Raw genomic sequence first — 10,262 nt, forward strand, 5'->3', positions numbered from 1 at the left:
CCCTAGGGCCTGTGTCGAAAGTGGCGCCTGCCGGGCGACGCCACTTTCGACACAGGCCCTAGTGCCCGCAGCCTGACCAAGCCGGTCACGCGCTAGCGGAGCGTGCGGAGCGTGCGGAGCGTGTCGATGACGTCGCTGGCACGGGTGTCTGGGTTGACGAAGGCCAAGCGCAGAACAGTTGCGCCGTTCCACTGGGTCGGCACGCACAGCATGGCGCCCGTTTCGGCGGCACGGGCGGACCATGATGCGTAGTCGTGCGGGCCCCAGCCAGGGCGTTCGAAGAGGACGACGGAAAGCTCGGGCTCGATCGTCAGGCGTAGATAGTCACTGGCGCGTACGGCGGCGGCGACCAGTCGGCTGGTGGTCAGTGTCTGTTCCACGGCACGCGAGTACCGCTTGGTTCCGTGCACGGCCAGGCTGAACCACAACGGCAGACCGCGGGCACGGCGGCTGAGGTGGAGGGCCAGGTCCGCCGGGTTGTGGACGTCACGGTCGATGGCGTCGAGATAGTGCGCCGACTGACTGTGCGCGGCGCGTGCCGCTGCGGGATCCCGGTAGAGCAGTGCGCAACAGTCGTAGGGGGCGAAGAGCCATTTGTGAGGATCGACGATGAAGCTGTCGGCGCGTTCGACGCCGGAGTAGAGGTGGCGCACGCTGGGTGCCGCCAGGCCCGCTCCGCCGTAGGCACCGTCGACGTGCAGCCACACCTGGTGGCGTTCGCACGCCTCGGCGATGTCATCAAGGTCGTCGATCAGACCGGCATTGGTGGTCCCGGCGGTCGCCACCACGGCGAATACGCCAGTCGTGGAATCCAGGATCGCGTTCACGGCACTTCCGGTGAGGTGTCCCCGCTGGTCCAGGGGTGCGGTAACGACCGCGACGTCCATCGCTTGTGCCGCGGACCTGATCGAGGAGTGGGCGCTGTCGGCACACACGATCTTCCAGCCGTCCGTCGGCCGGGGCCGGGATGCGGCGGCAGCGGCGCGGGCCGTGATGAGAGCCGAGAGGTTGCCCATGGTGCCGCCGCTGACGAAGCATCCTGCTGCGGTGCTGGGCCATCCGAGCAACTGAGTGAGCCAGGCCAACGCCTCGTTCTCGGCGTGGATGGCGCCGGCTCCCGCCTCCCAGGTGCCCGCGAAGATGTTCGCCGCGCTGGTGACCGCGTCGAAGGCGAGTGCGGCACGGGTGGGAGCCGCAGGAATGTACGCGAGGTTCATCGTCCCGTTCTGGGCGCGGGTGGCGGGTGCCAGGACTCGGTCGAACAGGTTGAGGGCCGCGGCGCCGCCGATCCCCCAGGGGGCGATGGCCGTACCGGCCGCGAGAGCGAGGTCGGCGGCGGGGCGGGCGCCTGCCACCGGATCCGGAGCCTGCAGGATGCGCCGGCACGCGTAGTCGATCGCGGCCGCCACGATCTCGTCCTCATCACCCCACACCCGGCGGTCGACGCGGGGCGCCTTGTTCGCTGACGTGTTATCGCATTGCGCTTTTTGCATGGCGAGAACCTAGGAAGGCGCATCGGAATGCGCAATATGCGGCCAGATATATGAGCAGAATGCTCAATGCGGCGCGCCCGCGCCGTGCCATACTGAGCACCATGCGAAACGTCGACGCTCTCGACGCCCGGATCCTCCTGGCGCTCGACGCGGACCCACGGGCCACGACCGTTGCCCTGGCCGACCGACTCGGTCTGGCCCGCAACACCGTGCAGGCGCGTCTGAAGCGACTTGAAGAAAGCGGGCAATTGAGGGAGCACAGTCGGCGCGTGGCACCCGCGGGTCTCGGCTATCCGCTGCTGGCCCTCATCACGATGTCGATCAGCCAGCGCGTGGGGCAGCCCACCCGTGAGGCGATCCTGCGCATTCCCGAGGTGGTCGAGTTGCTCGTCACCACCGGCGACGGCGACCTGCTCGCCCGCGTTGTCGCCCGGGACACCGAAGACCTGCACCGCATCACGAACCTGCTGCTGGAAGCGCCTGGGGTTGTCCGGTCCAACACCACCATCGTCCTGCTCGAGGTACAGCCCTTCAGTGTCCGGTCCCTGCTGGAGCGACACGCCGGTCCCTGACATGGAGCGGATGGCTCGAGCTGCGGAACGGTCGAGTTCTCATTCAGGGCCTCTCCCCCGCGACCGCCCGAGGCATCTGGATGCTCAACCACGAGCAGGATGCCAGGCATTTGACGAACTTCGACCATCCAAGGGGAAATCAAGTCCCCATGTATGGCTGAAGTCGGTCAAACGCTGCTACTTTCAGCGCGTGACATCGAGCAAGCGGCGCGCGAGGATCGTGAAGTCACTCCGGACGACGGGCGGTGTGGCCTCGGTACGCGACCTGGCGGAGCGGCTCCAAGTGAGCGAGTCCACGATCCGCCGCGACCTGACGCGGCTGGACCGCGACGGCGAGCTCATCCGGACCTACGGCGGCGCCGCCCTGTCGTTGCGCGCGAGCGTCGAGGCCGCGGCGGAGGGAGCCCTCAGCGAAGATCCGTTCGACGTCTCGGCATCGCACGACATGGCGATGAAGGAGGCGATGGCCGCCCGAGCCGCCGAACTCGTCGCGGACGACAGCGTGGTCGTTCTGGACATCGGCACCAGCACGTCGTTGATCGCCCGCAAACTGCGCGGCCGCCCGGTCACGGTGATCACCAGCAACGTGGCCGTGCTGGACGAGCTGCGGGACGACGACACCGTACGACTCGTCCTGCTCGGCGGCGTACTGCGCCGCAACTACCAGTCCCTGGTCGGCTCGCTCACCGAGACGGCGCTGCGTCAGATCAGCGCCGACCTGCTCTTCCTGAGCTGCACGGGTGTGCGCGCCAGCGGGCACGTCGTCGACGACATGGCCGTCGAGGCGCCCATCAAGCAGGCGATGATCGAGGGCGCCGACCGCGTGGTGCTGGTGGCCGCCGAGACCAAGTTCCCTGGTACCGGCAGCCTGCGCCTTTGTTCGCTCTCCGACGTCGATGTCCTGGTCACCACCGCCGGCGCCGATTCTCGGACGCTGGACTTCTGCCGCCAGGCGGGCGGAAAGGTGATCACCGCGTGACCGCGTGACTGCAAGACCGCATGACCGCATGGCCGTGAGAACGCGTGACCTCAAGACGGCAAGGAAGCCGTTCGTTTCACGGCTGGACCCCGCCGCCCCTCCACCCCTCAGTCCGCACCCGCACCGTCCTACCCCTACCCCCCACGCAAGGAGCAGCGCCCTCTACACAAGGAGTTCCCGACATGCACAGATGGGCTCGAAGATTGTGGACCACCGCGGGCGCCACCGCCTGCGGTGTGGTTCTGTCCCTGCTCGCGACCGCCGTACCGACCCAGGCCGCCTCTCCCGCCGTCCCCACCACCGCTCGCACCAGGGCCACCGCGGCCGTGGACGCGATGATGGGCTTCTACGACCAGGAGACCGGCCGCTGGCAACCCGAATCACCGTGGTGGCAGTCGGGGAACGCCCTCCAGGCGCTTCTGGACTACATGGCGAAGACCGGGTCGCGTAAATACATGTCCGAGGTCAAGAACACCATCGCCGTCCAGCGCGCCCCCCTGGAGTGGTGGCCGCAGGGCGGAGGCGAGTTCAGGGCCGACTCCACGGACGACACCGGCTGGTGGGCTCTGGCCATGACCCGTATGTACGACCTCACCCGCGACCAGAAGTACCTCGACATCGCGGAGCTGGACGAGGCGTACATGCGCGACTACTGGGACGACACCTGTGGCGGCGGCATCTGGTGGGACATCCCGGCCAAGAGCTACAAGAACGCGATCAGCATCGAGCTGTACATCAAGCTCGCCGCCTCGCTGCACAACCGGATCCCCGGTGACAAGGTCTACCTGGCCCACGCCCTCGAAGCGTGGCAGTGGTTCAAGGACAGCGGGATGATCAACGGCGATCACCTCGTCAACGACGGCCTGAACACCCAGAGCGGCGGCTGCGCCAACAACGGCGGCACCACTTGGACCTACAACCAGGGAGTGGTCCTGGGCGGGCTCGCCGAGCTGTACAAGGCCACCGGCGACAAGAGCCTGCTCACCGACGCCCGCGACATCGCCGACGCGGTGATCGCCAGTCCGTCCCTCACCCAGAACGGCATCCTGACCGAGCCCTGCCAGGCGGTGGGCGACTGCAACTCCGACCAGGCCGCGTTCAAGGGCATCTTCGCCCGTAATCTCGGCGAACTCGACGCCCTCCTCACCGGACATCCCTACCGGAGCTACCTGCGCGCACAGGCCTCCTCCGCGTACACGACCAGCCGGAACAGCTCGCATCAGTACGGACTGAGCTGGGCCGGACCGTTCGACCAAGCGACCATCGGCCGTCAGGAATCGGCGGTGTCGCTGCTGACCTCCGTTCTGTGACCCACGAACCCGCCCGGTGCACTGCGCGTGCCGCCCCTCAGGACGGCCAACACTCAGTGCACCGGGCGGAGTTGCCACAGGCCCGGATCAGCCGGCATGGCTTCACCGTCGAGGCCGTCGACCTGCCCCCCTCCCCGAGCCCCCGAGCCCGACGGTGATCCGGCCGTCACCAGCTCATCCAGGCTCGGTGTGGGGGACGGCCCCCGTTCCACGGCTTGCCCGCGACCGACAGGTTTCCTTAGCGTTGCCCTACGGTTCCCACCGGCGGGAGGTGAGAGGAACGTGTCCGGTACGTCACGACACGCGGGAAACCTGCCTGCGGCCCTCACCACCTTCGTGGGCAGGCGGCGCGACATCGCGGAGATTCGCCGCCGGCTGGGGACGGCGCGGCTGCTGACGCTCACCGGCGTGGGCGGTGTCGGCAAGACGCGCCTGGCCCTGGAGGCGGCCGCGGCGTCGGGGAAGGGCTTTCCGGACGGGGTGTGGCTGGTGGACCTGGCCCCGGTACGGGACCCGTCGGCCGTGGCGGACGCGACCGCGACCGCGCTCGGGGTTGTGAACTGCTGCCGGTTTGCTGAGCGGGAGTGACTTCTGGCGAGCGTGAGTGAGTGCCGGGGCCGGATGCGGTTGGCTGCCGGCCAGCGCCTGCGTCGGGACGGTGTTGCTTGCCGTGGGGTGCGTTGTTGGTCTCCGTTCTTCGGGAAGGGGAACGAGGGTTTGTGGGTCGAATGGGTGACCTTTGCGGGTGATGCTCGTTGAGTGCGGTGACGGGGTCTTCGAGGCGGGCTGGGGTGAACGGGTGGGCGGGCTGCGGGAGTTGGCGGCATCGTTCGTGGTGCCCGGCCCAGCTGGGGTGGCGATCCGGGGCCGGCTGCGGGTGAGCGCGTCGGATGCGGCGGTGCTGGCCGAAGTCGGCGTCTTCCTCGGCTCGCTGGCCGCATCGGATCTCGCGGAACGATCCCGGCAGGGTTTGGCGCACGATGCCGCCTCGTGGGCGGTGCGCAAGCGGGCGCTGACAGGTACGTCGTCGGCGCGGTGGGCGGGCAGTATCACCAAGGCCACGCATGACCAGTGGGCGTTGGCGCGGCGCGGCCAGGCAGCACATATGGACTGGCTGCGGAGGCAGGTGGCATCCATCCAGGCGCGGCTGGCCCGGCCGCTGGGCGCCAAGGCCGACAAGCGCGAAGGTCTCGTGCGCGGGTATGCCTCGCGCGGTGAGTGGCATGCCAAGGCGCGCCGCCTGCAGGCGTTGAAGGTGCGGCTGGCGGTGGTGGAGGCGGACTGGGCGGTGGGCAGGGTGCGGGTGGTGCGCGGCGGCAAGAAGCTCGCCCACGCCCGTCACCATCTGGCGGCGGCCGGGCTGAGTGAGCAGGCGTGGCGCAAGCGGTGGCAGGCGGAGCGGATGTTCCTGGCGGCCGATGGGGAGTCCGGCAAACAGTTCGGCAACGAGACCATCCGCGTCACCGACACCGGCCGGCTCTCGGTCAAGCTCCCGGCGCCGCTGGCCCACCTGGCCAACGCCTCCCGCGGCCGGTACGTGCTGGACGCGGCCGTGGCGTTCCAGCACCGGGGTGAGGAGTGGCGCGACCGGATCACCGCGAACCGGGCGGTGGCCTACCGCATCCACCACGACACCGCACGCGGCCGCTGGTATGTCACCGCCTCCTGGCAACGCGCCGCCAGCACCGTCCTTGCGCTGGAGGCGGCCCTGGCCCGGGGAGTGGTGGGGGTGGACATGAACGACGACCACCTCGCCGCCTGGCGCCTGGACGGTCACGGCAACCCGGTCGGCGAACCGCAGCGCTTCTTCTACGACCTGACCGGCAGCACAGACCACCGGGACGCCCAGCTCCGGCATGCGCTCAGCCGGCTGCTGCACTACACGCGCCGCTGCGGGGCCGCCGCGATCGCCCTCGAGGACCTCGACTTCGCGACGGAGAAGAGCCGCGAGAAGCACGGCCGCAACAAGCGTTTCCGCCGGCTGCTCTCCCGCTTCCCGATCTCCAAGCTGAAGGCCCGGCTGGTGTCGATGGCCGCCGAGCAGGGCATCGCCATCGTCGCGGTCGACCCCGCCTACACCAGCCGGTGGGGTGCCCAGCACTGGCAGAAACCCCTCACTACCTCCACTCGCCAGATGTCCCGGCACGATGCGGCGAGCATCGCGGTCGGGCGACGCGCCCTCGGCCATCCGATCAGGCGACGGACGGCACCGCCCCACCCCGACCAGAGCGATCCTGGTGGGCATCGGACCGTCCAGGCCCGACCGGAGGCCCGACGGCGTGAGGAAACCCGCCCCCACCCGCCCGGACCACGCACCAGATGCGTGCTGCCCGGTGGTGGAGCGAAAGCGGGAGACCAGGGTGCCCAAGACCGTTCGGGACACCCGGCTGAGCATCAGTTCTGGCACCAGGACTCACTCCCGCTCAGTCCTTAGGAACGGTACCGGACCTGGGCGCACGCCCCGTCCTGGAGCAGCTCGCCGGGGACGCCTCGCAGGGCGCCGGACGCTGATCGTGCTGGACAACTGCGAGCACCTGGTCGACGCCTGCGCCGAGCTCACCCAGGCGCTGCTGTCGGGCGCCCGCGAGCTGCGTGTCCTGGCGACCAGCCGCCGCACCCTGGGCATCGCGGGCGAACACGTCTTCACCGTGCCGCCGCTGTCGGTGCCCGACGAGGCGGTCGAGCTGCTGCGGGACCGCGCCGCAGCCATCCGCCCCGAGTTCGGGATCACCGACGCGAACCGGGCCACCGTCACCCGGCTGTGCGCCCGCCTCGACGGACTGCCCCTGGCGATGGAACTGGCCGCCTCCCGGCTGCGGACCCTCACCGTGGAGCAGCTCGCGGACCGCCTGGAGGACCGCTTCGCCCTGCTGACCGGCGGCAGCCGGACCGCACGCCCGCGCCAGCGCACCCTGCGCGCGCTGATCGACTGGAGCTATGAGCTGTGCGGCCCCGCCGAACGGCTTCTGTGGAACCGGCTGTCGGTCTTCGCCGGCGGCTTCGATCTGGACGCGGCCGAGGGCGTCTGTGCCGGGAACGGCGTCCCTGGGCACGAGATCCTGGACGTCCTCGACCGCCTCGTCTCCCAGTCCGTCGTCCTGACCGCCGAGCACGAGGGTCTCCCCCGCTACCGGATGCTGGAGACCATCCGCCAGTACGGCCGCCAGCGCCTGTCCGAGTCCGGCGAGGAGCGACGCCTGCTGCGCCGCCACCGCGACTTCTTCCTCGGCCTGGCCCAGGACGTGGCCGCCGCATGGTACGGCCCGGGCCAGGAGGAGGGCCTGGCCCGCCTGCGCGCCGAGCACGGCAATCTGCGGATGGCGCTGGAGTACGAGGGAGCGTCCGGGACGTACCGCGAAGAGGCCGAGGCGGCTGAGGAGCAGGCGGGCGACGAGGACGCGCAGGCCTCACACGCGCTCGTCGCCGCCCTGCGCCACCACTGGTGTGCCGACGGGTCCCGTTACGAGCAGGTCCGTACGGCGCTCGGCGACTGGGAGACCTTCTCCTCCGCCCAGGGCATCGGGCTCAACCACGGCTTCAACGAGGCCTGGAGCAGCGCGCTGATCCACATGGACCCGCCCGCCCAGACCGAGCAGCGCAAACTGTTCACCGAGCGGCTCTCCCCGCGCGCCCTGCGCCCGGTGGCCGAGAACATCGACCGGCGCGCGCAGCGGCTCGCCGACGCCCTGCTGGAGCGCGGCAGCTTCGACGCCGTCGCCGACCTCGCCCAGGACCTACCGGTCCACGTGATCATGGACCTGATCGGCTGGCCTCAGGAGGGCCGCGACGAGTTGCTGGACATGGCGGCCGGCTGGTTCGACTCCGCAGGGCCCGACGTGCCCCGCACCGCGGCCGCGGTGCCGAAGGTCCAGGCACTGATGGCATACCTCGCCGAGGTCGTCGCCAAGGAGAACCTCGTCCCGGGCGGCTTCGGCTGGACCCTGCTGGAGGCGCACAAGAGAGGCGAGATCCCGGTGGAGGGCGCGATCGGGCTGCTCGCCGGTTATGTCGTGGCCGCCTTCGACACCACCATCTCGGCGCTGTCCAGCGGTGTGTGGCTGTTCGCCCGCCATCCCGAGCAGTGGGAGGCGCTGCGCTCCGAGCCCGCGCTGGTGCCGTCCGCGCTCAACGAGATCGTGCGGGTCGAGAGCCCCATCCAGGTCTTCTCCCGGGTCACCACCCGCGAGGTGGATCTCGGCGAGGGTGTGCTCATCCCGGCGGGCGCCCGTGTACTGCACAGTTACGGCTCCGCCAACCGCGACGAGCGCCACTTCCCCGACCCCGACCGCTTCGACATCCGCCGCAACCCCGTCGACCATCTCGGCTTCGGCTTCGGCAACCACGGCTGCGCCGGCCAGGGCCTAGCCCGCCTCGAAGCACATGCCGTCCTCAAGGCGCTGGCCGAGCGCGTGCAGCACATCGACCTCGACGGCACCCCGGTCCGCGCACTCAACAACATCACACGCGGCTTCAGCACCCTCCCGGTCCGCATGAGCTGACCCGTCCCGGTCCGCCCGACGGGGAGCGGGGTCGCCGCCCTCGGCCCGGGCCGAGGGCGGCACGGCGCGTGCGGTCCGGTTACCGCAGCTGGGACTGCACCTGCGTGGAGATCAGGTCCAGGTGGTCCAGGTCGTGGAGGTCTAGGATCTGGAGGTAGATCCGCTGGGCGCCGATCTCGGCGTACCGGCCGATCTTGTCGACGACCTCGTCCGGGGAACCTGCCAGACCGTCGGCCTTCAGATCGTCCACCTCGCGGCCGATGGCGGCGGCCCGGCGGGCGACCTCCGCGTCGTCCTTGCCGACGCAGGCGACGAGCGCGTTGGAGTACACCAGGTCGCCGTCCTTCCGGCCGGCCTGCTCCGCCGCCGCCCGTACGCGGCCGAACTGGCGCTCGCTGTCCTCGATCGACGCGAACGGCATGTTGAACTCGTCGGCGTACCGCGCCGCGAGGCGCGGGGTGCGCGTCGCGCCGTGGCCGCCGATGAGTACCGGGATCTTCGCCTGCGCGGGCTTGGGCAGCGCGGGCGAGTCGGTGAGCTGGTAATAGGTACCGTCGTAGTCAAAGGTCTGGCCGGTCTCCGTCGCCCACAGCCCCGTGACGATCGCGAGCTGCTCTTCGAGGCGGGCGAACTTCTCCTTGGGGAACGGGATGCCGTACGCCGTGTGCTCCTCCTCGAACCAGCCCGCACCCAGGCCCAGTTCGACTCGGCCGCCGGACATCTGGTCGACCTGGGCGACCTGGATGGCCAGGACGCCGGGCAGGCGGAAGGTACCGGCCGTCATCAGGGTGCCGAGCCGTATGCGCTTGGTCTCGCGGGCGAGCCCGGCGAGGGTGATCCAGGCGTCGGTGGGGCCGGGGAGGCCGTCCACGGAACCCATCCGCAAGTAGTGGTCGGAGCGGAAGAAGGCATCGAAACCCAGGTCTTCGGTGGCCTTCGCCACGGTGAGCAGGGTGTCGTAGGTCGCCCCTTGCTGGGGCTCGGTGAAGATTCGAAGATCCATGCCTCCATCCTGCACGGTCGAAGGTCGGTCAACGCCATGGTTTCGAGGTTCCCCCTCGTCCACGGGTGACCGGCCCCGATGGTGATCGTTTGCTCGTGCGGAGCCGGACCGCCCGGCGCGTTGCTTGTTCTCCCCGCGTGGGAGGCGAAGGCCCGAGGAGGCCGTCATGTCCCAGGAAGCCGTTCCCTCGTCGCAGCCCAAGAGTTTGCTGCAACAGATGGAGGAGCTGATGGCGGTGCTCAACGCGAATCTGGCGCGGCTCGACGCCGATCTCCCCTCCTCGCCGCGCCGTCCGGCCCCGGCGGGGGCCGGGACCGACGAACCGGACCGCACCTGACCATCGGCCCGCGCCCCCGCCGCCCCTACCCGTCCCATCCCGTACCTGGGGGCTCCGCCCCCAGACCCC

9 protein-coding genes are annotated in these 10,262 nt (G+C 70.0%); 7 read left to right on the forward strand and 2 right to left on the reverse strand.

Features of this window, described 5'->3' with window-relative positions:
* Window positions 1-92 precede the first annotated feature (92 nt).
* Complete coding sequence (locus FGD71_RS35920) at window positions 93-1,493, reverse strand: pyridoxal phosphate-dependent decarboxylase family protein (RefSeq protein ID WP_119104738.1); 1,401 nt, start codon at window positions 1,491-1,493, stop codon at window positions 93-95.
* 101 nt (window positions 1,494-1,594) lie between these two features.
* On the opposite strand from FGD71_RS35920, the gene FGD71_RS35925 reads away from it, so the two are divergent.
* The 6 genes from FGD71_RS35925 (at window position 1,595) to FGD71_RS49345 (ending at window position 8,853) form a co-directional block, all read left to right on the forward strand.
* Entirely contained in the window at window positions 1,595-2,065 is a 471-nt protein-coding gene (locus tag FGD71_RS35925) for an Lrp/AsnC family transcriptional regulator (RefSeq protein ID WP_119104742.1), read from the forward strand.
* Between the two features lie 190 nt (window positions 2,066-2,255).
* Window positions 2,256-3,044: a DeoR/GlpR family DNA-binding transcription regulator gene (locus tag FGD71_RS35930; RefSeq protein WP_119104739.1), complete on the forward strand. Its 789-nt coding sequence runs from the start codon at window positions 2,256-2,258 to the stop codon at window positions 3,042-3,044.
* Between the two features lie 182 nt (window positions 3,045-3,226).
* Window positions 3,227-4,354, forward strand: coding sequence for a glycoside hydrolase family 76 protein (locus FGD71_RS35935; RefSeq protein WP_119104740.1), 1,128 nt, complete (start codon window positions 3,227-3,229; stop codon window positions 4,352-4,354).
* 282 nt (window positions 4,355-4,636) lie between these two features.
* On the forward strand, window positions 4,637-4,942 hold the full coding sequence (locus tag FGD71_RS35940; RefSeq protein ID WP_420878381.1) for a hypothetical protein: 306 nt from the start codon (window positions 4,637-4,639) through the stop codon (window positions 4,940-4,942).
* A 160-nt stretch (window positions 4,943-5,102) separates the two neighbouring features.
* On the forward strand, window positions 5,103-6,788 hold the full coding sequence (locus tag FGD71_RS35945; RefSeq protein ID WP_240436935.1) for an IS200/IS605 family accessory protein TnpB-related protein: 1,686 nt from the start codon (window positions 5,103-5,105) through the stop codon (window positions 6,786-6,788).
* Window positions 6,789-6,867: 79 nt separating this feature from the next.
* On the forward strand, window positions 6,868-8,853 hold the full coding sequence (locus FGD71_RS49345; RefSeq protein WP_240436936.1) for a cytochrome P450: 1,986 nt from the start codon (window positions 6,868-6,870) through the stop codon (window positions 8,851-8,853).
* Between the two features lie 79 nt (window positions 8,854-8,932).
* Here the strand turns inward: FGD71_RS49345 and FGD71_RS35955 are convergent, their stop codons facing one another.
* Window positions 8,933-9,856: an LLM class F420-dependent oxidoreductase gene (locus FGD71_RS35955; RefSeq protein ID WP_119104741.1), complete on the reverse strand. Its 924-nt coding sequence runs from the start codon at window positions 9,854-9,856 to the stop codon at window positions 8,933-8,935.
* Between the two features lie 166 nt (window positions 9,857-10,022).
* Between FGD71_RS35955 and FGD71_RS47685 the strand changes: the two genes are divergently transcribed.
* Window positions 10,023-10,193: a hypothetical protein gene (locus FGD71_RS47685; protein WP_162931319.1), complete on the forward strand. Its 171-nt coding sequence runs from the start codon at window positions 10,023-10,025 to the stop codon at window positions 10,191-10,193.
* Window positions 10,194-10,262: the final 69 nt, after the last annotated feature.

Origin of the sequence: Streptomyces sporangiiformans (assembly GCF_005768555.2) — a bacterium.
In the GTDB taxonomy this organism is placed as follows: Bacteria; Actinomycetota; Actinomycetes; order Streptomycetales; family Streptomycetaceae; genus Streptomyces; species Streptomyces sporangiiformans.

What these genes read in the sequence shown, in the direction of transcription:
- FGD71_RS35935 (WP_119104740.1), top strand. Translation starts at nt 3,227, where the DNA reads ATGCACAGATGGGCTCGAAGATTGTGGACCACCGCGGGCGCCACCGCC.
- FGD71_RS35920 (WP_119104738.1), bottom strand. Translation starts at nt 1,493, where the DNA reads ATGCAAAAAGCGCAATGCGATAACACGTCAGCGAACAAGGCGCCCCGC.
- FGD71_RS47685 (WP_162931319.1), top strand. Translation starts at nt 10,023, where the DNA reads ATGTCCCAGGAAGCCGTTCCCTCGTCGCAGCCCAAGAGTTTGCTGCAA.
- FGD71_RS35945 (WP_240436935.1), top strand. Translation starts at nt 5,103, where the DNA reads ATGCTCGTTGAGTGCGGTGACGGGGTCTTCGAGGCGGGCTGGGGTGAA.
- FGD71_RS35925 (WP_119104742.1), top strand. Translation starts at nt 1,595, where the DNA reads ATGCGAAACGTCGACGCTCTCGACGCCCGGATCCTCCTGGCGCTCGAC.
- FGD71_RS35955 (WP_119104741.1), bottom strand. Translation starts at nt 9,856, where the DNA reads ATGGATCTTCGAATCTTCACCGAGCCCCAGCAAGGGGCGACCTACGAC.